Below are 24,461 nucleotides of genomic sequence, written 5' to 3' on the forward strand. Positions count from 1 at the left end.
CTCTCGATTGGTACGCAAAACCTTATCCTTTTCCAAGTCACTAGAGAATCACATTGGTGCCATTTGGTATTTCATCCATCACTACAATGCATCATTACCTGTGTAGCACTACCCGCCTCAAATCATTGAGAGCTCAAGCGATCGCAACTCAAATAATGCCGAAGATAGTCATTTTCGGCAATCACAAAGGTGGTAACGGCAAAAGTCAGCGGTTGCAAATTTCCTCAAACTCAGCATTAGGATAGCCATCAATCCGCTGCGCTTAAGGGTTAGCTGGGTATTGCCAGAGCTTTTTGCATCACAGACTCGATGTACTCAGCTTTGCCTGTTGTTATGCTTCTCGATCGCTGAAGAAGCGTTGAGCAAGATGGTACTTCAATTGCGCATAACGTGCAGCTTCATCTGCATGCTTGCGGAGGTAGTCTCGAAACAACAAGCGCTCCCACAAAACGCTGTCTGGTTCAACCATATGGAGATGATGAGTGCGTGGACCGTTGGGGGGTAATCCTTTGACAAAGAACATCCATTCAGGGTCGGGATTATCCAACCAGTAAGCATAGCCCAAGCGGGTAGTGCAATTTTGTAAAGGATGTAGAAAAACAGGTTGTCTCAACATCGTAACAACTTGGTTCTGATCATTTCGTTGTAATGATGAATAAAGTTCCAGATGGCTCCAACATGATTGTCGAGCTTTTTGGAGAAGGACAATGTTTTCCTCACCAGGCGAGAGACTCGTTGGCGTAACGTGTTGTTGAACCCCTTAATATAGCTCGTCAACCCTGTCTTCTTACCAACGGCTCGGTAGTGCAACCGGGTAGGAAACTCAGTGGTCAGTGTAGAGCACGGCACATTGCCGATACACCCCTGGCAGCGATTGCCATAGCGCAGTCGCTCCTCGTCCAGAACGATCACCAATGGAACAACCCACAATCTCACGAGTGTCGGTATCGAGAGCCAGCCAAACCCATTGCTCATTGCCTTGATCATCGACGAAAGACCACAGCCCATCCATCTGTACTTGCAATGATTGCTTCGCTTTGACGCGCACCTGCACCTGTTGTGGCAGCGTTGAGTAGTAAGAAGTTGACATAGTGCTGGAGCCAGTCCTGCGATACCTACATGACTCGGACGATGCCTGACAGAGGCAGCTTCTCTAGCAACAGACGCTCGATGAGGACTTTACTATCCGAAGGAATGACTCGCCACTGCGGGTCTTCGACGAACTGACGACCACAATCGCGGCACTTGTAGTTCTGCTTCGCTCGTCGGGTTAGACCCTTTTCGACGATATCGTCAGAACCACAGGTTGGGCATCACAAGTAGGCTTCCTGTTCCCCCTAGTCAAAGATTCAGTTATCATGCCTAAGTCTCCAGAAAACCGCCTTGTGCTAAAGCTCCAATACTATTTTGGACGGCGCTGAGCAGGCGATCGCTGTCGGCATCGGTGTGGGCGGTTGAGAGAATGCCACTGCCATCAGGAAATAAAAGGATACCTTGGTCTTGCAGGTGATAAGACAGGAGGAGCATGGTGATCGAGGCTGCGGATTGCTCAGGCGTTTCGGTAGCCGCATCACCACTGACGGGGCCAAAGAGAGAACCAAAGTTCACCATTTGGATGGGAATACCCACCTGAGTAAAGTATTGGTTGAGGCGATCGCTTAATGCTTGGGTGCGTTGATTGAGCTGCTGTTGTAGCGCGGCTCCTTCAGCTTGAAGATGTTGCAAGATCGCTTTGGCTGCGGTCATGACTAAAGGATGTTTGCAGTAGGTACCCGCAAAGAAGGTTGTTTCCACTTGAGGAGCAGAGTCATCTCCATACTGCCATTGCCCCCCGTCGATTTTGTCGAGGTATTCAGCGCTTCCGGCGATCACACCAATCGGCATGCCTCCACCAATGATTTTGCCATAGATGGCAATGTCAGCCCGAACCCCAAACCAAGCTTGCGCTCCACCAGGATGAATGCGGAACCCAGTCAACATTTCGTCGAATATTAGAGCAATTCCCTGATCCTGAGTCAGTTGACGGAGCTGTTGCAGAAAGGCTTGAGGCTGGAGATTTAAACGCCGTCTCTGCACAGGTTCTACTAAAACAGCTGCCAGTTGAGCGGCATGAGTTTTAATGATTTCTAACGATCGCGGATCATCATATTGCAACACCAAGACATCTTGAGCGATCGCAGCAGGAACTCCGGGAAAGCGAGGGATTGCTTGACCTGCCGCTGTTTGATCGGGATCTGCTTTGATTAAGGTGCCATCAAAATGCCCGTGGTAAGACCCGGCAAATAGAGCGATTTTCTGGCGTTTGGTGGTAGCCCGTGCCAATCGGATGGCAGTCATCACCGCTTCGGTGCCTGTATTGCTAAAGGCGACGCGCTCCATCCCAGTGAGATCGCTAATTAAGGCGGCAACTTCTCCGGCCAAGTCAGACTGAAGACCCAAGGCCATTCCTTGCTGCAAACGTTCGATCAGGGCTTGCTGTACCACTGGGGGATTGTGCCCCAAGAGATGCACACCGAACCCCATGAGGAAATCGACATATTCATTACCATCGGCATCCCAAGCTCTGGAGCCAGCTGCGCGATCGCCCACAATGGGATACACCATTTCTTTTAGCAGTGGATCAAAATCAGCTGCCACCCGTGCATCTGCCAAAACTGGGCGATAGGTTTGGGCGAGTTGTTTAGAGGTGCGGTGTCGCTGATCGTATTGAGTAATAAACTGCTCTAAATAAGCTTGCTGACGAGAATTTAAACCAGCACTGGCAGCACGGGCAGCCAAGACAGATGAGAAATCAGCGATCGGTTTAGCGAGAGGTGTTTGCATGGGCGGGTACAGGTGGGGTTAGGTGACCGTTTTCGATTAAGTAGGCAAAGTAAGTATCGAGGAGGGAGTCGGAAATGGCAGGACAGTGAATGGATGTGCCTGCTAAGCCTACTAAGGTGTTGCGGTAGTCAAATTCCAGTGAGGCAGGACGGGAGGCGGCTTCCGGGGCAGGGGGAAACATGGGAACCAGCGGATACAGCGGATGATCTGGCTGGTGTTGGGCCATCTCTAGCAGTTGCGATCGCCATTCGCTATAAGGCAATCGCTGCAAGGGATAACCGAGAGAGCGGATTTTGTGGATCAACTGCTCGGCAGATAGGGGACGAGGATTCACTAGATGGAATGCTTGCCCCAGTGCTCCTGGCTGGAGTGACAGATGCACGATCGCCTGACTGACATAATCGACAGGTATGAAGTCGATGGGCATCTCTCCTTGTGGAGCACTACCGAGATGGACGCAACCAATGATGAGCTGATAGAGAAAGTCATTGGCATTAAAGACTCCGGTTTGGCTATCTCCAGAAATACGTCCGGGACGATTGATGGTCACAGGGAGACCGCGATCGCGAGCATTCATCACCTGCCGTTCCGCTACCCACTTCGTTTGCACATAACCATTATTGGGGACAGCTTCTAGGGTTGGGATATCTTGTTCCCAAATCGTCTGCACACCACTCTTAGCAGTTGGTGCAAAGACACTGTTAGTAGAAACTATGTGGACAGGTTTGGTGTGATGCTGACAGGCCAAGCGCAGCACGACTTCTGTCCCCACAACATTGGCGGCTCTGAGGCTGGCATAGGGTAGAGCATGATGCACCCAGGCTCCGTTGTGATAAATGGCGTCCACCGTTTCAGCTAGGAATTGGAACTGAGCCGCAGACAACCCTAGATTGGGTTGAGCCAAATCGCCAGGAATTGCCACAATACGATCGCGCCACTCCTCTCGCCAGAGCTTGTAAGTTTGAAGCGATCGCTGTAATCGCTTGTAGGCAGCTTGTTCATCCTCAGCTCGTACCAAACAGTAGATAGTTGCCTTGGTTTGCCGTAACAGCTCAGCCAGCAGGAAAGCACCCAAAAAGCCAGTAGCTCCGGTGAGTAGCAGATGTTCAGGAGCCTTAGGCTGAAAAGGTGATGTGGGTTGAATATCCGCAGGCAGTACTGTATCTGCCATCAGCTCAGGGAACGAATTGCTAGAGCATGGCTCCGCTTGATCGGGATGTAGTTGTCGATCAATTAAGGCAGCTAAGGCGGCGATCGTAGGAGATGCAAATAACTGTCGCAGTGATAGATCAACGGCAAAGGTCGTTTGCATCCGGGAAAGCAGTTGTGTGGTGAGAAGAGAGTGACCGCCTAGCTCAAAGAAATTATCGTGAACGCCGATGGAACCGACATTGAGCAGCTCGCTCCAGATCTGCACCAACTGAATTTCGGTGGGAGTTGAGGGTGGGGCGATCGCGACTGATTCTAGCGAGTTAAAGTCAGGGGATGGGAGCGCTTTGCGATCGATTTTGCCGTTGGGTGTGAGCGGAAAGGCATCCAAAATCACAAACGCCGCAGGCACCATGTAGGCTGGTAATCGCTGTCCCAGGTAATCGCGCCAGATTTGATGCAGGGATGTGGGTGGGCGATCGCGATTTATCGTTTCGGCAAGGACGATGTATGCCACGAGACGCACTTGATCGGGCTGATCTTCTCGGGTCACGGCAACGACTTCTTGAACGCTGGGATGTTGGCTGAGTACTGCTGAGATTTCACCCAGTTCAATCCGAAAGCCGCGAAGCTTGACCTGGTGGTCGATGCGTCCTAAGAACTCTAAGCTGCCATCAGAACGGTAACGGGCGAGATCTCCGGTTTTGTAAAGGTGGGAGGGAGGAGTGTTCGCTGAAAGCGTTCCCGTAGGGTGGAGTAAGGAGTGAGGAGTATTGAGCAGTGCTAATGGGTTGGGGATAAATCGTTCGTTCGTCAATTCGGGGCGATTCAGGTATCCCCGTGCTAGTCCTGCACCACCAATGTAAATTTCTCCGGGTACTCCGATGGGAACGAGACGGAGATGAGTATCTAGGAGATAAATTTGGGTTTGGGCGATCGCGCGACCAATGGAAGGAGTGCTCCAATCCCCACGTTGCATCAGTGCCACGGTGGAATAGGTGGTGTCTTCCGATGGGCCGTAGAGGTTATAGACTCGCTGAATCGTCGGTTGTTGGTAGAGCCGCTGCACTAGGGCTGGCTGTAGGGGTTCGCCAGCGAGGTTGACAGTGCGCACGGAATCCGGAATCGAGCCAGCTTGTAAGAGGGCGGCGATCGCAGAAGGTACTGTATTGACTAATGTCACTTGAGAGGCGGCAGGGATGGTAGGTAGGTGCAAAGCGTTCTCTGCTAGGATTACCCGACCGCCCCAACTTAAAGGCACAAAGATCTCAAAAACAGATAGATCAAAACAGATGGAAGTCGCTGCCAGAACCCCTGCTAACTCTGCGTTGGTGAAGACAGTTTTGGCCCACTCGACTAACACTACGGGGCTCGAGTGCTGAATTGCCACCCCTTTGGGCACGCCTGTAGAGCCAGAGGTATAAATCACATAAGCTAGATTTGTAGCTGTGACCGTGCTTGCAGGGTCTGTATCGGGTAATTGGCTGATGTGCTCCCAGGCTGTGTCTAGGGCAACTCGGTGACAGTCGGGAACTGTGGGGATGCGATCGCCTTCCATCTGGTCTTGGGTGAGCAAGACTGCAACTTGGGCATCTGACAGCATGAACAAAAGCCGCTCTTCTGGGTAGTTGGGGTCAAGCGGCACATAAGCTCCTCCAGCTTTGAGGATTGCCAGGAGACTAAGGATTAGATGGGGCGATCGCGGTAAACAAACCCCGACAAGTACTTCCGGGCCAACGCCCAGAGATTGCAAATGATGTGCCAGTTGGTTGGTTCGCTGATTGAGTTCGCGATAGGTGAGTTGCTGAGCGTCGTGAATGAGCGCGATCGCATCAGGTGTGCGTTCTACCTGAGCTTCAAAGAGATGATGTAAACAAAGGGTTGGGTCTGATATGGATGGATGTTCTAGATCATTCCACTCGATTAGAAGTTGATGCTGTTCACCAGGGGTGAGGAGGGAGATCTCTTGGAGGCGAGTTCGAGAGTGGATAATAAAGCCTTCCAAAAGCGTTTGCAAATGTCCAAGGAGACGAGCGATCGCGGCATTCGTAAACTGCTGTGCATTATAGATAGCCTGAAGCAGTAGCTCTTCACCAGGAACTACAGTGATTGTGAGCGGATAATTGGTCTGCTCGAAGGTGCTGACTCGCTCGATCGTGAGATCCGTAGCGGGCGATTGCACCGTGGTATCAATGGGATAATTCTCAAACACTAGAATGCTATTGAAGAGAGGCAAAGTAGCAGGCACCTCGCTCCAACGGCGAATTTGCACCAGAGAGCTATATTCATACGCCTGACGTTCTATCTGTTGAGCCTGAAGCTTTTGCAGCCAGGGAATCAGCTCTGCCTCTGGCGGCACTTGCACTCGCAGGGGTAGCGTGTTGATAAACAGCCCCACCATTGATTCTACACCAGGCAAGGTGGGCGGGCGACCTGCAACGACGGTACCGAAGACCACATCCGATTCACCGCTATAGCAACTCAGTGCCAAAGCCCAGGCCGCTTGAACTAATGTATTGAGTGTCAGTCGTTGCTGTTGGGCAAAGGATTTTAGAGCCTGAGTGGTGGCAACTGGGAGATAGATGCGTTGCTCACCGCGATCGCCTTCTGGGTTAGTGTTTTGTTGTTCTAAGTTGATTGCTGTGGGTGCCGTAAAGCCCCGAAGATACTGCCGCCAGAAGGGCTCAGCACTGAAGGGATTGTGCTGTTGTAACCAGAGAATATAATCGCGATAGGGACGGGATGGTTCTAATCTGAGGAATTGTTGCTGCGATAAAGCCTGATAATCCGCCAGAATCTCTTTGAACAACAACGCTGTAGACCAACCATCTAACAGGAGATGATGGTGGCTCCAGATAAAGTAATGAGCTTGCTCAGCAGTTTGCATCAGCGTGCAGCGCGTCAGAGGTGCTTGAGGCAGGACAAAACCGCGATCGCGATCTTCTTGCAAGAAACTTTGTAATTTCTCCTCTCGATCAGAAACATATACCTGTCGCCAATCTTGCTCCTCCCAGGGCAGTTCCACCTGTCGATACACCACCTGGTAGGGTTGCTCTAGCCCCTCCCAGCAAAAGGCAGTGCGGAGAATGGAGTGGCGATCGCACAACCGCTGCCAAGCTTGTTGGAACGCAGACCGATGGAGCGGCCCATTTAGCTGCCAGCAAAACTGCTCAAAATAAACCCCAGACTTAGGCGCATGCAGGGTGTGAAACAGCAAGCCTTGCTGAGTGGGCGAAAGTTCGTAAATGTCTTCAATGTTTTCCATCTGCATTAACGTTTCTTCCCGGATTGCAGTTGAGCCATGAGTTTCTGAAGGTCAGAGCCGCTGAGATTGGCAGCAGAGAAGCTAGGGGCCGATTGAGTTTGTTGAGCTAGGGAGAGGAGCGATCGCAAATTCTCCTGAAATTGTTGTGTCAGGTTTTCAATTGTTGGTGCTTGGTGAATGGCATTGCTAAACGTCCAATGCACCCGCAGCTGTTGCTCGGCAATAATGCAGTTGATTTCTAACAGGTGCGATCGCTGTCCCTGAGGACTCCGTGAGGCACCCATAGACTCCTGGGCTGGACGGAAGAGAGAGGCGGTGTTAAATGTTGCGTCAGTTTGTCCTAAATAATTGAAACAAACTTGAGGATGGGGAGCCGCTTGTAGCTCTGCTTCTTGGCTGAGATAACGGAGAATGCCATAACCGATGCCGTTGTTGGGCACCTGCCGCAGTTGGGTTTGTATCGATTTGATCAGACTCAAGGCATCCTGTGGCTTGTAGCGCAGTAGGCACGGGAAGATGGCTGTAAACCAACCAACTGTGCGTGAGAGATCGATCGCCTCAGAAATTTCTTCGCGTCCGTGTCCTTCTAAGTCAACCCAAAGCGCTGATTTCCCTGTCCAGGCTGTTAGGGTTTGGGTCAGTGCCGTCAGCAGTACCTCCTGGATCTGCACTTGATGCTTGGTAGAAAGGTCTCGCAGGAGAACTTGAGTTTCCTCAGCAGTCAGGGTGAGCGTGATAGTCTGCGATCGCCTTATAGTATTCTCTCCATGAGGATCATCGACGGGGAGAGATGCATCATGCTGTTGCGACTGTCGGGCTTGATTCAGCCAGAATGATTGCTCTTGTTGCAACGTCTGCGATCGCGCATAGGTTTGCAATGCTTCACCCCACTGTTGAAAGGAGGTGGTTTTGGCGGGTAGCTGGATAGGTTGCTGCTGTTGAAGTTGAGCGTAAGCGGTCTGGAAGTCTTCTAGTAAAATCCGCCAGGAAACGCCATCAATCAGCAAGTGATGAACGACGATCAGCAAACTGCTAGGTTGATTGATGCCCAACTGGAAGAGCGCCACCTGCATTAAGGGAGCTTGATCCAACTGGAGTTCAGCTTGTAGTTCGGAGGCGATCGCGGTTATCTTTTGGCGCTGAACAATTTCAGCTTCACCTAACAGATCCACGACAGTCACAGGTGCAGGGATATCTTGATCTGCATGGGCGGCTGTCCAAGCATTTCCAGTTTGGGTAAATTGCGATCGCAACACATCATGATGCTGAATCAAATGCGTCACGATCTGCTGGAGGGCTTCTGGTGTCAAGGGTTTCTGGACTTCCAATAGCAGCGATTGATTCCAGTGGTGCGCCTCGGCAATATCTTGTTCAAAGAACCAGTGCTGAATTGGGGTGAATGGTAACGCTCCTGTGATCTTCCCTTGTTCGGCTATAACGGCAGTGGCAGGAGCGGCGATCGCAGCGAGTTTGGCGATCGTTTGATGTTCAAACACCTGCTTTGGCGTAATCCTTAGCCCTGCTTGATTGGCTCTGGCCGTCATTTGAATGCTGAGGATGGAGTCACCACCCAACTCAAAGAAGTTCTCATGAATATCAACTCGCTCTAAGCGCAGCAGTTGTGCCCAAATCTCGGCTAACTTAGCTTCAGCAGGTGTGGTAGGAGCAACAAACTGCGCCTGACGATTTTGCGTCTGAGTTTCGGGATTGGGTAATGCGCGGCGATCGACTTTGCCATTGGCAGTCAGCGGGAAGGCTGCGACGGATATACAAATCGCAGGTACCATATATTCTGGCAATCGCGCTTGGAGATGCGATCGCAGGGTTTCAGAGGTTACTGTTTCAGCCGGAGATTCTGGCACCACATAGGCGACCAAGCGTTGCTGACCCGATGTATTGGTGTGCACCAAGGCGATCGCATCTTGCACTTCAGGATGCTGCCGCAATACAGTCTCGATCTCACCTAATTCAATCCGGAAGCCTTTGAGCTTGACTTGATGATCAGTGCGTCCCAAATATTCCAGCGTTCCATCGGGGCGATAGCGAGCCAGATCTCCGGTTTTGTAGACGAGTGAGGAGTGAGGAGTGAGGAGTGAGGGGTGAGAAGGATGGGGCAGCGCTAATGGGTTGGGGATAAAGCGTTCTGCGGTTAGCTCTGGACGGTTGAGATATCCTCTCGCCAGTCCTGTCCCACCAATGAACAGCTCCCCAACGACGCCGATCGGAACGGGTTGTAGTTGCTCATCTAGGATATAAAGCTGCGTATTGGCAATGGGGCGACCGATCGGCACTGATCCTGCTTCGGGGTCATCTGGTGCAACCGTGTAAACGCAGCAACCTACTACGGTTTCAGTAGGGCCATACTCATTCACCAACAGCGTCTCTGGAGCTGCCTGCCGCCAGAAACTTAGTGACTCTGCTGTGAGATTTTCGCCACCAATAATAAATCGACGGGTACATCCCCGCACCTGCTCAGGAAATAACTGCTGGCTCAACACACCGAGGTGAGCAGGCGTAATCTTGACCAAACTGAGATTCTTCCGACGGACTAAGGCATCTCGCAACGTTTCCAAACTGGGGTCATCGGGTAGCAACTCTACACTGCGCCCCACCAGTAAAGGAGACCACAGACTAGTGACGGTCAAGTCAAATGCCAGCGAGGAATGCACCAGACTGCCTTCTCCTTGCGCTACTTCGTAAGCTTGAATTGCCCAGTTGAGATAGTTGGTCAACCCGCGATGATGAATTAGCGCTCCTTTCGGTTGCCCAGTCGAACCAGAGGTATAAATCACATAGGCCAAATAGTCAGGTTCCGTGACGGCATCAAGATTCTCAGTTGGGGATGTGGCAACAGTTTGCCAATCGCGATCGAGGCAAAAGATCGGAGTTTGAGTGGCTGGTAGTTTAGACAACAGGTGCGACTGCGTCAGCAGCAAAGGTGTTTGCGTGTCTGACAAGATGAAGGCAATCCGATCGCGCGGGTAACCCGGATCGATCGGCACATAGGCTCCGCCCGCTTTGAGAATCCCCAGGAGGGCAACTACCATCTCTAGGGAACGCTCCACACACAAGCCCACTAACGTATCCGCACCCACCCCTTGCGATCGCAGGTAATGCGCCAGTTGATTTGCTTGGGCATTGAGTTGAAAGTAGGTGAGCTGGCGATCGCCAAAAATCACGGCAATCTCATCAGACGTACGGCAAACTTGCGCCTCAAACCAAGGAGTCAAACACTCAAAAGGAGGTAGATCGGTTGCAGTTTGGTTGAACTTGACCAGCAGTTGTTCGCGTTCGGCGGGACTTAGAATCTCCAGTTGCGCGATCGCCGTATCCGGAGCCTGAATCGCACGGGTGAGGAGGGTTTGAAGTTCCTCAAACAACCGCTGCATGTCTATTGCCGTAAACTGGGTGGCGTTGTAATGTAGCTCAGCTGTGAGGCCATCCGTCCGCTGAATCCCGCACAGCTTAATCCAGAAATAATCAGTGCAACTTTCTACTTGGGCGATCGCGTAACGTATCCCGGCAGTTTCCCAAACGTCAGACTGATCGATAAACTCAAACGCTAACGGTAAAACTCGCGATTCTAGACCTGCGTTCTGAATTGGCAACCCCTGCGCGCAAACAAACGCATCTTGATGCAGCGCCATCTCCTGCCGAGTGGCTTGCACCTGCTTCAACGCTTGTTGAAAGGTCAAATCGGGTCGCAACTGACTCGACAAGGGCAAGGTACGAGCTAACAGACCAATCGCAGGTTCTAATTCCTCATAGTTGCGACCATCCAGACTTACACCCAGCGTCAGTGCTTCCTGCCCCGTCAGTCGCCACAGTAAAACTTGCCAAGCCGTGAGGAGAGCATCCGCGATCGCGTCACTCCCCATTTGGTCAACCAAGACAGATGGCACTGTCCAGGTGAGCTTTTCCGGCTGTAACGCCGCATATCGCTCGGCAGGTTGAACAGGCAGCGAGAGCGTTTCTAGCCCAGCATCATCCAGCTTCCGCCAATAGTTCGGTGTGGCGCTGTTTTCCTGAAGCAGTTCATTTTGCCAGGTTGCTAAGTCTGCATACTGTAACGGTTCCTCTGCTTCTAATGAAGGAGACGCTTGCAGACACACAGCGTACTGTTGAACAATTTCCTGTACCAAATTCTTGAGAGTGGCAGCATCACCGCAGAGAGCAGACAGACTCAGCATCAAGCAATGTTGCTCAGATGACTGACGAATTAAGCACCACTGCAAACTCTGCCCTAGGGGTAGATTCTGTGCTTGCCACTGTTGCCACAGCCTCTTCAGTTCAACTGCTTGATCGGGTTCTGACAGGTGGTTCCAATCGAGCGTCGCGATCGCCTCAGTAGGTGTTTCCTGAATTACCTGAAGCGGCAGATCCAAACCGGGAACCAATTGAAAGGTTGTTCGCAATATCTCATAGCGATCGATCACATCGCGCAGTGCAAGTTGGAATGTGATTGGATCGATCGCGCCTGAAATGGAGATGGCCGCCTGAACTCGATAAGGCTGAACGGCATTGGCTCCAGTGAGTTGATGCACAATCCACAGATGCTTTTGTTGCGGGGAAAGTTCGTAGCCTTCCAGGTTTGTTGAGGGTTGAGTGAGCTGTTGCATGGTGCGAGTTATTTGTTAAGGAAGAATTCTTGCTCCTCCCTCTCCTACGAGGAGAGGGAGGCTGGGGGGGAGGTGATTTACGAAATCGGGGTTACCTTGCGGCGCATTTGGCGTAGTTTTTGCTGCTGCGATCGCCGATGTTGGGCGCGATCGGCTTCAGTGAGGGCGATCGCCAATTCGCTCAGATGGCTTTCCGGTTGAGCCACCAGATATTGCAGGGCAAATTCAAATCGTTCCCAGAGTCGGGTCATACTGGCCACTTCAAACAAATCGGTGCTGTAGTAGAGCGAGCCTTGAATGCCCTCAGGCGTATCCGCCAAATTGATCAACAGGTCAAATTTGGCTGTGCCGCGATCGACTTCCAACACTTCCAAATTCAAATTGGCAAGCGACAGGGAAGGCATCGGCGCGTTTTGCAGCACAAACTTCGCCTGGAACAACGGGGTGCGGCTCAAATCCCGTGGCGGATTCAAAGCTTCAACCAAGTGATCAAACGGCAAGTCTTGATGGGTGTAGGCATCTAGTGTTATCTGGCGAACGCGATGCAGCAAATCGGTCAAGGTGGGATTGCCTGAGGCATCCGTTCGCAATACCAGTTGATTCACGAAGAAACCAATTAAGCCCTCGGTTTCCACTGGGTGACGATTAGCGATATCTGTGCCGACTACCAGATTTTCCTGCCCGGTATACCAATGCAGCAATGCCTCAAATGCCGTCAGTAAGGTCATGAACAAGGTCACGCCTGACTGCTGACTGAGCGATCGCAATTGCTGGGATAAATCCTTGGAAAGTTGAATCGTATGACTCGCTCCCCGGAAACTTTGCACCGCTGGACGGGGATGGTCAGTCGGCAGCGCTAAAACGGGCAATCCCCGAAGTTGCTGCTTCCAGTAATCCAGTTGGGCTTGGTAGCGATCGCCCTGTAACCATTGCTGTTGCCACACCGCAAAGTCAGGATATTGAATCGATAGCGGAGCCAGTAGAGAAGGAGCCTGGCTCACAAAAGCCGCATACAAATCTGCCAGTTCTCGCACCAAAACGCCCATCGACCAAGCATCTGAAATGATGTGGTGGAGGTTCAGCAACAGGATATGTTCAGAGTCACTGAGTTTGAGTAGTGTCGCCCGTAGCAGTGGCCCTTGAGACAGATCAAAAGCATGTTGGGCCTCTTCACTGATGAGCCGCTGAACTTCAACAGTTTGTTCTGTTGCTGGCAAGGCTTGTAGATCGATGATGGGCAGCTCGAACGGGAGATGAGGCGCAATCGCCTGGACAGGTTCTCCCTCTACCGTGGTGAAGGTGGTTCGCAAGTTGGCATGGCGTTGGATAATTTCCTGAAAACTCTGCTCTAAAACAGCAATCTCTAACGCCCCACTCAGCTTCACCGCAATGGGAATGTTGTAAAAGGGATTCCCCGGTTCAAGCTGATCCAACACCCACAATCGCCGCTGAGCAAACGAGAGCGGAAAGATAGTCTGTTCTCTTGAGAGCGGCTGAATAGCTGGAATCGGTTCTCCTGAGGCAGACCGTAAGGTAGTTTCGATTTGTGCTGCTAATCCTGCCACAGTCGGCGCTTCAAACAAATCCCTCAGCGGTAATTCAATCTCAAAGGCACGATTCAGGCGAGAGATCACTTGCGTCGCCAGAAGAGAATGTCCGCCCAAGTCAAAGAAGTTATCGTGAATGCCGACATTTTCTAATTCCAAAACCTGTGCCCAGATTCCGGTTAAGACTTCCTCCACAGGCGATCGCGCATGGTTGGAGATGGCAACCTCCTGACGCTCAGGTATTGGCAGAGCTTTGCGATCGATTTTGCCATTGGGTGTCAGCGGCAGCGTCTCCAAAACCACAATATCCGAGGGCATCATGTAGGATGGCAATTGTGCTTTTAGAGTGGTTCGGAGGGAATCTACCAGATCTACTGTCTGTGAGGGCGATACCACATAGGCAATGAGTCTCTGGGGCTGGGATGCTTCCTCATGAAGAATGACAACGGCATCTTGCACCTCAGGATGCTGAGTGAGAATGGATGCGATCGCGCCCAATTCCACCCGAAATCCGCGAATCTTAACCTGTTGATCTCGCCGTCCCAAATATTCAATGCTGCCATCCGGGAGATAACGTCCAAAGTCCCCGGTTTTGTATAGGCGCTCTCCTAGAGCGTTAGTTCTTGAGATAAACCGTGCTTGAGTCAACGCCTCATCATTCAGATAACCTCGCGCTAAGTAGGGCGATCGCACATAAATCTCCCCAACCTCACCAATTCCTGCTAACTGTTGTGACTCGTTGAGAATCAGTAATTGCACATCTGCAATCCCTTGACCAATAGGTAGGCGATCACGCAATTCTTCAATCGGAACGGTCGGAGGAATCACATAATGCCCCATAATCTGCGGTGTTTCGGTTGTGCCATAGACATTGATGCAAGTCACAGCAGACGCGATCGCCCGGAGTCGCTCAACTAGCGATCGCGTGAGGATGTCTCCACCACTGCAGACATAGCGTAGGGATGGGATGCCTTTAGGCTGAGTATCCTCTACACCTTCACTCAGCAGGAGTTGTGCCATTGCGGGCGTGAGGTGACTAATCGTGATCTCCTGCTGTCGTATCCAAGTTTGCAAGCATCCCGGTGTGCCGATCTGCTCAGCATCAGGGATATATAATGTTGCCCCAACCCACAGCGGTGCAAAGATATCTCGCAGGAGAGGATCATGAGCCAATCCAGAGAGGAGACTAAAGCGATCGCTGGGCTCTAGCTGCAAAGTCTTGTGATACCACTGGAAGAAGTGAGATAACGGCGCATGTTCTCCCAAAACCGCTTTTGGCTCTCCGGTTGTACCAGAGGTGAATGTCACATAAGCCAGATCGTGAGCCTCGACTTCAATGCCCGGATGATGTGAGCTATAGTCTTGCAGGCACTGCTCAATCGCAGATCGCAGCGATAAATCCAACTCACAACGACAGGAGAGTTCTTGTAAGACAACCTGCAATTCATCAGGCAACTCGGCACCGATTTGAATCCATCCTTGAGGACGAGCAATTTGTAGGCGATCGCGCAAAGCTCCCACCGGATAGGACGGGTCGAGAATCAAGAAAACAGCACCCGCTTTCCAGATGCCCAGCAATGCCAGCACCAAAGCGGCACAGCGATCGCCATAGATTGCTACCACATCTTGAGATTGAATGCCGTGCAAGCGCAAGTAATGCGCCAGTTGATTACTCCAGGCATCTAGCTCAGCGTAGCTCCAAGTTTCATCGCGATCGACAATGGCAAGCTGATTGGGATGGCGTTTTGCCTGCTCTGTGAAATGGCTCTGAATCGAACCTGCCCAGCTTTCTAGTAATGGAGCTTCTGGATTAGGCAGTAAGGTTTGGGTGGTCGGCGTTACCAGGGAGAACTGAGTAATGGCCTGCTCTGGATTGGTCACAACTTGCTCTAGCAACTCCTGGAACTGCTCTTGCATGATGGCAATCCGTTCCGGGCAGAAGCGGTGCGCGTTGTAGACCCATTCCAGATGAATCTGATCCTCTTGCTCCCAGGCGTAGAAAGTTAGGTCAAACTTCGAGTGAGCGTGGTCATTTGCGATCGCCTCTACAGTAACTCCTGGTAATTCCAGCTTGGAATCACGATAGTTAAGCAAATTGAAAAACACCTGAAATAGGGGTGTTTGATTGAGCTGCCGTTCTGGTTGCAGCACTTCCACCAGCTTTTCAAACGGCACTTCTTGATGAGCATAAGCATCCAGCGTCACTCCCCGCACCCGCTGCAACAACTCCCGGAAGCTAGGTTGTCCACTCAGATCGGTTCGTAGCACCAGCGTATTCACGAAAAAGCCAATCAACGCTTCTGTGTCTTGTTGAGTGCGTCCGGCGATCGGAGAACCGACACAGAGATCGCTCTGATCTGTGTAGCGGTAGAGCAACAGCTTAAATGCAGCCAACAGAGTCATGAACAAAGTTGCGCCTTCTTTGTGCCCTAACCCTTTTATAGCAGCACTCAGAGCCGCAGGTAGGATATGCGATCGCTTTTCTCCCTTAAACCCAGGCGCTAAATGATCCGTAGGCAAGGCAAGCTGAGCAGATGCGTTTTGGAGCTGCTGTTTCCAGTAAGAAAGCTGTTGCTCTAGAAACTCTCCTTGTAAGCGCTGTCGTTGCCAAATGGCGAAGTCGGCATATTGAATCGGGAGAGGAGAGAGGGGTGAGGAGTGTTCGCTGAAAGCGTTCCCGCGGGGTGGAATGATGAATGCTGTATATAGCTCGGTGAGTTCTTGCACAAAAGCATTCATTGACCAGCCATCGGTAATGATGTGGTGCATGGTCAAGACAGCTAGGTGATGAGTGGGACTCAACCGCAGCAGCTTAATTCGGAATAGGGGTGCTTGACCCAGATCAAAAGCTTGCTCTATTTCAGCTTGAATGAACTGTGCGGTTTCGGCTTCCTGAATAGAGGGTCGTAAATCTTGCCAATCCACAATTGGAATATTGATTTTTAAGGTGGGGGCGATCGCTTGTACTGGCTCCCCATCCAAAATTTGGAACCGAGTTCTGAGGATTTCGTGCCGCTCTAGAATTGCATTCAAGCTGCGCTCCAGCACCGTCACATCCAAATTTCCTGTGAATCGGAGTGCCGCTGAGAGGTGATAAGCAGAGCTGTTGGGCTCCAGTTGATGGAGAAACCAGAGGCGTTGCTGAGAGAGAGAAAGCGGCAAAGGAGCTGTATCGCGATCGACTGGTTTTAAGGGAGCTGAGGTATTAGTGCTGTCTTGGGTGCGCTGGCTAATGGTTGCCGCTAACTCCTCGACAGTGGGCGATTCAAACAAACACCGCAATGGCAGTTCCACCGCAAAGGCTTCCCGAATTCGGGACATGATCTGGGTTGCCAGCAGAGAATGTCCGCCCAACTCAAAGAAGTTATCGTGAATGCCAATGGTATTTACCCCCAACACTTGTGCCCAAAGTTTAGCGATCGCCGCTTCGGTGTCAGTTTGGGGCGCTACAAACGTCTTGGTGAGTTCCGTCCAATCTGGGGCAGGTAATTGTTTGCGATCGATCTTGCCATTGAGTGTGAGGGGTAGTGCCTCCAGGATTACGAAAGCACTCGGAACCATATACTCTGGCAGTTTTGCCTTTAGCCAATCTCGCAGTTGAGAGGGATCAGACTTAGCATCTGCTTGCGAAACCACATAAGCCACGAGCTGCTGATTGCCTCCCCCATCCTGCCGGAGAATCACTACCTGTTCCCGCACATCCAGATGTTGACCTAGGACTGCCTCAATTTCACCCAGTTCAATCCGGAAACCCCGCAGCTTCACCTGATGGTCAATGCGTCCCAGAAATTCGAGTGTTCCGTCGGACAGGTAACGAACCAAATCCCCAGTTTTGTAGAGGCGATCGGCCCCCCCCACCTCTATTTCCCCCAGAATTGGGAGGCTAGACATATGCCGAAACGGATTGACGATAAACCTCTCCTGAGTCAGCTCAGGTCGATTGAGATATCCTCTTGCTAATCCTGCACCACCGATGTGTAACTCCCCTGGAACACCGATTGGAACAGGTTGGAGGCTTTGATTGAGCACATAGATTTGGGTATTGGCGATCGCTCGACCTAAGCGCACCGACTCATTCCAAGGCTCCACCCGTTCCACCATTGACCAAATCGTGGTTTCCGTTGGGCCGTACATATTCCAGAGTGACTGGCTTCTAACCAGGAGTTGATCCGCCAGTTCATGGGATAAAGCTTCACCACCGCAGAGAATCTTGAGTTGGGGATTTCCCTGCCATCCTGCCGCTAACAACAGTCGCCAGGTAGCAGGAGTTGCTTGCATCACAGTTGCGCCAGATTGCCTCATCAGTTGGATGAGCTGTTGAGCATCCATTGCTGTCCCTCGGCTGGCAAGCACTAGGCGAGCACCCGTGATGAGGGGCAGATAGACTTCTAGCGCTGCAATGTCAAAACAGATGGTCGTGACAGATAACAGCACATCTTCTGCGGTGAGTCCTGGCTCTTGACGCATTGAGTGCAAGAAGTTGGTGAGGGCATGATGCGGGATCTGTACGCCTTTGGGCTTGCCCGTGGAGCCTGAGGTATAGATCGTGTAAGCCAGATTTTCACCTGTAGCCTGGCTCATGGGGTTCTCAGAGTTGCAACGGGCGTTGGCGAAGCCTGAGCTTGCTCGTATCGCGTCCCAATCGCTATCCAGACAAACAAACTGAGCGCTATGTTGAGGTAAGGTCTCTAACAGCGATCGCTGCGTCACTAACACAGGAGCCTGGGAGTCCTCCAGCATCAAGGCAATGCGATCGGACGGATGGGCAGGGTCAATCGGCACATAGGCACCCCCCGCTTTCAGGATGCCTAATAAGCCAACGATGAGATTGAGCGATCGCTCTACCGCAATGGCAACCAGCACCTCTGGACCAACACCGAGAGAACGCAGATAGTGAGCTAGTTGATTGGCTCGTTGATTGAGTTCTTGATAGGTCAAGGATTGATCTACGTAGGTAACTGCAATCGCATCAGGGGTACGCTCAACCTGTATCTCAAACCATTCATGAACACAGCCAGGGGGAATGGTTTGAGCCTCGCGATCGCGAGTATTCCACTCAAACAATAACTGATGTTGTTCCGCCGCAGTCAGGAGCGGGATCTCTGCCAGCGATTGCTCAGAATTGGCGATCATGCGCTCCAGTAAGCTGCGGAGATGACCGAGGAGACGGGCGATCGCCTGTGGCTCAAATCGTTGCTCGTTGTAGGTCAGTTCAATTTGCCAGGAAGTGCCTGGGTGAATGACCACGGTTAATGGATAGTTGGTCTGCTCAAATGTCCAGATATCCTGAACCGCCACAGAATCTGTTGCCTGTTGGAGGCTAGTATCGATCGGATAATTCTCAAAAACCAAGAGGCTGTCAAATAGCGGCGTACCTTTAGGAATTTGGCTCCACGATTGGATCTGTACCAGGGGTGTGTATTCGTATTGCCGCATCTCCGCCTGTTGCAGCTGCAGTTGTTGCAGCCAAGGCAGCAAGGTTGCTTCGGGTGACACCTGAACACAGACAGGCAAAGTGTTGATCAGCAATCCCACAATCGTTTCAGCAGCGGCTAAAGAGGGAGGACGACCGGAAACGGTGCTGCCAAACACAACCTGTGCTTCCCCGCTGTAGCAACTCAACAATAATGCCCAGGCTCCCTGCATCAAGGTGTTCAGGGTGAGCTGATGTTGGCGGGCAAATTGGCTTAGGGCATAGGTGATCTCTGAGTCCAGTTCGAGTGACTGACGGGCAATGGAATTGGATATGTGGCGATCGCCTTGGCGACGGTCAATCGCGAGTGCGGTTGGTGCAGCAATATCCTTGAGACTGTCTTGCCAGAAGGTTTTCGCGGCGGCTAAGTCTTGCTGTTGTAGCCAAGCGATGTAGTCTCCAAAGGGGCGACTGTTGATAATGGGAAGTGCCTCTCCCTGACGCAATGCTGCATAGGTTGTCCAGACTTGCTGCAACACCATCGCGGTTGACCATCCATCCAAAATTAGATGGTGCTTGCTCCAAATTAAGTGATAGCGATCGTCACTCAACCAAATCAGGCTGAGCCGCATCAAGGGTGGGCAAGTGAGATCGAACCCTCGCTGTCGATCCTGCTGGATGTATGTTTGTAACTGCTGGTGCTGTTGTTCCGGAGACTGCGATCGCCAATCGAACTGTTCGATCGTCAGCGTCACTTGCCGACAAACGATTTGCAAGGGCTTTTCTAACCCTTCCCACTGAAGCCCTGTGCGGAGGATAGCGTAGTGTTGGATGACCGTCTGCCATGCCTGTTCTAGTTGCTGTGGATGAACATCTCCCTGAAGCACACAGCCAAACTGACCTACGTAGATATCTGCTTCGGGCGTGTAGAGGCTGTGAAACAGAATCCCCTGTTGGGTAGGAGACAGCTCGTATAGGTTTTCAATTTGGTTCAGGTTCATTGGGCACCCCCACGGGTTTGGCTCATTCGGGCGAACAGTTTGTTGAGGTCAGCTTGGCTAACGTTGGCTTGCGGGAAGTCAGAAGGCGTGAAGTTACTCACTGGAGCTGCTTCAGGGTGGAGGATCGATCGCAAACTCGTCAGAAACTGCTGCGTCAGTCGCTCGATCACTGGCAGAGCATGAATTTTTGGGTTGTAAATCCAATCCAACTGCAAACGCCCTTCTAACACCAAGGCATTGACTTCGAGCAAATACTGCCGCTGAGCTTGAGGACTGCGGGTGGCTCCGGTGTCAGTAGTCGCCATGCGGAATAGTGAGGAAGCGGCTAAGGTCGCGTCAAACTGTCCTAGATAGTTGAACAGAATCTCAGCTTGGGGTGCGTTTTGCAGGTTGGTTCGCACTAATTCATCGGAGCTGAGATAACGCAAAATGCCATAATCTACGCCACTGTGAGGTATCTGCCGCAACTGTTCTTTCACAGACTTCAATACCTCACTCACTTCTGCCTGAGCATCCACCGCTAAACGGGCAGGGTAGATGGCAGTGAACCAGCCAACTGTCCGGGAGACATCTGCTTCTGACAGCACTTCCCGTCCATGTCCTTCCAAATCAATTAGAAAGTCTGTCTTGCCTGTCCAAGTCGCGAGGCTGTGGGCTAATGCCGTCAGTAATACTTCATCCACCTGTGCCCGGTAAGTCTTGGGCATGGCCTGGAGTAAGGTTTGGGTTTCGTCTGCATTGAGCGAGACAGAGAGGGTTTGGGCAGAGGCGATCGCATTCTCTCCAGTTCCATCTCCCGGTAACATAGCCACAGAAGCATTCAAGGTTTGCAACCAGTAATCAACTGTTTTCTGGCAAGCTTCTGACTGCACATAGGTTTGCAACTGCTTTGCCCACCGCTGGAAGGAGGTTGTTTTAGGAGATAACTGCACCAATTGGCCTTGCGCCAGTTGGTGATAGGCTGTTTGCAAATCCTCCAATAGTACCCGCCAAGACAGACCATCCACTGCCAAATGGTGAATCACAATCAGCAGTTGATCCGATTGCTGTGCCCCTCGCTGAAATAGCACCCCTCGCAGTAGTGGCCCTGTTTCTAAATTCAGGCTAGTTTGCGCCCGGTGAGCCGCTTGAGCGATCGCCTCTTGCTGACTTTCAACTTGATTCGATAGATCCATCACCGTGAATGGAATCTCTTTTTCAAGACCACCATTCATCTGATGCCACGTATCCTCGACACGCTGAAATCTCAGCCGCAGCGCATCATGATGATTCATCAGATGTTGGATCGCCTGCTGCAAAATTTCAACTCGTAGCGGAGCTTGCGCTTCTAGGAAAACAGCTTGGTTCCAGTGGTGAGGTTCTGCCAAGTTTTGCTCAAAGAAGCGATGCTGAATTGGGGTCAAGAGAACTGCACCTGTAACGAGTGCTTGAGTTGCCGTTAAATCGCCCTGCGGCTGACTTTCAACTACTAGCGCCAATTGAGCGATCGTCTGGTGTTCAAACAACTGCCGAGGTGTGAAGCGTAACCCGATTTGGTTGGCTTTGGCGATCGCCTGAATGCTCAGGATGGAATCTCCCCCCAACTCAAAGAAGTTGTCATAAATGCCCACCTCAGCGACATGCAAAACGCTTGACCAGATAGCACTCAGTTGTCGCTCAACTTCATTACGAGGCGCAGCAAAGGCAGGTTTGGCGATCGAATTTTGTGTTTTGGGAGCGGGTAAGGCTTGCCGATCTAATTTGCCATTGGCAGTCAGGGGCAAAGCTTTCAAGCTAACGAAAGCAGACGGCACCATATATTCTGGTAATCGTTCTGCTAAAAAGGAGCGCAGCGTCTCTGCCAAGCCTGGGGTATCCGGAGTCTGTGGTACAACATAGGCTACCAATTGCGGCTGATTCGGTTGATCTTCTCGTTTGATTACTGCTAGCGATCGCATGTCTGGATGCTGTCGCAAAACGCTCTCTACTTCTCCCAGTTCAATCCGAAAGCCACGAATTTTTACCTGATCATCTGCCCGACCCAAAAACTCAATCGTGCCATCCGGGAGATAACGAGCCAGATCTCCGGTTTTATATAGGAGTGAGGAGTGAGGGATGAGGAGTGAGGAGTGACGAATAAAGCGTTCTTGGGTTAACTCAGGTTGTTGCCAATATCCTCGTGCTACATTCGCTCCGCCAATGTAGATTTCGCCAGGAACACCGACGGGAACAGGTTGTCGGCACTCGTTGAGGAGATAGATTTGGATATTAGCGATCGGAGTTCCCAAAGGCACTATCTCGGACTCAGGCAATGTCTCAGGAACTGCATAGGTGAGAACGCCCACAGCTGTCTCTGTAGGGCCGTAGTGATTGAAGATTTGGCAACTAGGAGCCTGCTGCCGCACTTGCTCAACCAACGCTCCACTCAATGCTTCTCCGCCTAGAATCAAGCGCTGACGTGGGAGAAAGCGATGTACATCAGGTGAGGTCAGCAGTGCCCGTAAATGGGATGGCACAATCTTGAGACAGTCGATGGGGTAGCGATCGCCATATTCCGCTAAGGCTGCTGGGTTCATCACCCGATCTTGGGAGAGGATATGGAGACATCCCCCAAAACAGAGGGAGGCAAAAATCATCGTGTTGCCCAGATCTGCTGCGAAGGTAGAGACGAGGGCAAAATTAGCGCCTAGAGGTAGTTCGTCGAATTTGAGCGATCGCTGCACCCCATACAAATAGTTGCTGAGCTGCCGATGTTCAACTGCCACACCTTTAGGTTTCCCGGTGGAGCCAGAGGTAAACAGGATATAGGCTAGATTTGCAGGCGTGATTACAGCAGTTTTAGCCCCCCCACCCCCCCAACTTTGGGAAGAAACGGAGTCAAACTCACACGCTGAGGCAATCTCATGATCCAAACGAATCACGGTTGATGCTGCATCGGCAGGAAGTTTTGTCAGTAAAGAGGATTGCGTGATCAGAACTGGAATCTCTGCCTCTTGCAGTCGTGCTGCTAAGGCCGCAGGTGGCAAGTTAGGATCGAAAGGAACATACGCGCCCCCCGCCTTGAGGATGGCAAGCAAGCTAATGATCATTTCTAGCGATCGCTCCAGGTAAATCGCTACCGGAGTTTCTAGCTCCACACCTCGTTGCTGCAACTCATATGCAAGTTGATTCGCCTTATCGTTGAGCTGTTGGTAGGTGAGCGACTCGTCTTCAAAGACCACCGCAACTTGACCTGGCGATCGCTCGACCTGCGTCTCAAACAGCTCATGAATGCAGAGTTCCGGATACTCTACAGCGGTTTGATTGAGGGTAAGGAGGTGCTGGCGATCGCTCTCGGTTAGGATCTTCAATTTGCCAATAGCTGTCTGCGGATCGCGAATCACGTTCTCCAAGAGAACTGTCAAGCGTCCTGCCAATTGCTGAACAGCCCCAGCTTCAAATGCTTGAGCGTTATAGTGTAGTTCCAGGTTTAGTTCTTCACGCTGCTGACCTACCAGCTTGAGCTGAAACGGCTCGATGTGAATTTGCCGCTGCTGGATTGTCCAGTTGAGATTGTTAGACGCAAAGGATGGTGATTGATCCAGCCATTCAAAGCTAAAAGGGAGAAAAGGTGGATGATGGGCGATCGCTAGTTCTGGCACATCCTTCCAAGTAAAGGCTTCTTGCCATTGGGCTGTGGTTTGGAGGGAGGTGTGGATTTGTTGGAGCAGGGTGGCAAAGGGCAGAGTTGCTTCTAGCTCAGAGCCGATCGGCAGAACTTTTGCCAGTAGACCCAGAGCCGCTTCCAGCTCCTCATAGTGCCGCCCCGCATCCGTCACACCCAAGATAAAAGTGGATTGATCGGTGTGTCGCCACAGCAGGGCTTGCCAAGCCACTAGAAGTAAGGTGGAAAGAGAAACTTGATGAGATTGGGCGATCGCGGTTAGCGCTTGAGTCTGTTCGCCAGAAATAGTTAGGGTCACTTGCTGAAATTGAAATCCTAGTTTTTCAGGCGATCGCTGTTGGCAGGGTAGTTGCAAACGCTCTAAGGGAATCCAAGGTTGCTGTCGCCAGTAGACTCTCCCTGTTGCGGCCTCCTCACTTTCTAGCAGTTCACATTGCCAAGCAGCGAGATCGGCATACTGCACTGGATCAACCACATATTCTTCTCCCTGCCCAATCGCGGCATAGGCTTGACTGATTTGATCGACTAAATGCGTCAGGGCGATCGCATCGGTACACCAAATCGAGAGAATTAGTTGCAGGAGATGTTGATCAGTTGCCAGTTGGGTTAAACGTACTGTCAGCGGAGAGCAATCCGTGGTCAAAGCACCTGGCTCGAACCCCATTGCTTGTCCATCCCAAGATTCCAGGGTGGGGAGATGGTCTGTAATCACCTGCAAAGGGAGATCCGTTCCGGGCAAAACGGCGATCGCAGTGCGGAGAATTTCGTGCTGCTGCGCTACCTGCTGGATCGCTGCTTCTAAAACCTGAAATTGCAGATCTCCCTCAATGCGAATCAGACAGGTTGCCCACTTGGCGGACTGTTGATCTTGCTGAAACTGACATCGCTGTTGCTGCGGTGAAAGCTGGAATCCTTCAAGGGTTGGAGTTTGCATGATTGAATCTGAAGTATCGGGTCTAGAGGAAGCGATCGCAGAGGCAGACGGGTAACGATTAGAGTAG

At 51.6% G+C, this 24,461-nt stretch carries 6 protein-coding genes and 2 pseudogenes; 1 reads left to right on the plus strand and 7 read right to left on the minus strand.

Annotated features, from left to right (window positions below; genetic code table 11):
• A pseudogene (locus H6F72_RS27435) lies at nucleotides 1-106 on the plus strand (IS1 family transposase); the annotation flags it as partial.
• A 225-nt stretch (nucleotides 107-331) separates the two neighbouring features.
• On the opposite strand, the gene H6F72_RS27440 reads toward H6F72_RS27435, so the two are convergent.
• The 7 genes and pseudogenes from H6F72_RS27440 to H6F72_RS27470 all read right to left on the minus strand — a co-directional run bounded on the left by H6F72_RS27440 (nucleotide 332) and on the right by H6F72_RS27470 (nucleotide 24,394).
• Nucleotides 332-616, minus strand: a complete 285-nt coding sequence (locus H6F72_RS27440; RefSeq protein ID WP_190442879.1) for a GrpB family protein — start codon at nucleotides 614-616, stop codon at nucleotides 332-334.
• Nucleotides 610-1,289: pseudogene (locus H6F72_RS27445) on the minus strand (IS1 family transposase). Before H6F72_RS27445 ends, H6F72_RS27440 begins: the two are co-directional and overlap by 7 nt.
• 73 nt (nucleotides 1,290-1,362) lie before the next feature.
• Nucleotides 1,363-2,823, minus strand: a complete 1,461-nt coding sequence (locus H6F72_RS27450; protein ID WP_190442881.1) for an aspartate aminotransferase family protein — start codon at nucleotides 2,821-2,823, stop codon at nucleotides 1,363-1,365.
• A complete protein-coding gene (locus H6F72_RS27455) occupies nucleotides 2,804-7,243 on the minus strand; it encodes a non-ribosomal peptide synthetase (RefSeq protein ID WP_190442883.1) in 4,440 nt (1,479 codons plus the stop codon). The genes H6F72_RS27450 and H6F72_RS27455 overlap by 20 nt, the downstream gene beginning before the upstream one ends.
• Entirely contained in the window at nucleotides 7,243-11,856 is a 4,614-nt protein-coding gene (locus H6F72_RS27460; RefSeq protein ID WP_190442885.1) for a non-ribosomal peptide synthetase, read from the minus strand. Before H6F72_RS27460 ends, H6F72_RS27455 begins: the two co-directional genes overlap by 1 nt.
• A gap of 77 nt (nucleotides 11,857-11,933) precedes the next feature.
• Nucleotides 11,934-19,817 carry an amino acid adenylation domain-containing protein gene (locus tag H6F72_RS27465; protein ID WP_190442888.1) on the minus strand — a complete coding sequence of 2,628 codons (7,884 nt, stop codon included), beginning with the start codon at nucleotides 19,815-19,817 and terminating at the stop codon, nucleotides 11,934-11,936.
• Entirely contained in the window at nucleotides 19,814-24,394 is a 4,581-nt protein-coding gene (locus H6F72_RS27470; protein WP_190442890.1) for a non-ribosomal peptide synthetase, read from the minus strand. The genes H6F72_RS27465 and H6F72_RS27470 overlap by 4 nt, the downstream gene beginning before the upstream one ends.
• Nucleotides 24,395-24,461 lie beyond the last annotated feature (67 nt).

The sequence above is a fragment of the Trichocoleus sp. FACHB-46 genome (assembly GCF_014695385.1).
In the GTDB taxonomy this organism is placed as follows: domain Bacteria; phylum Cyanobacteriota; class Cyanobacteriia; order FACHB-46; family FACHB-46; genus Trichocoleus.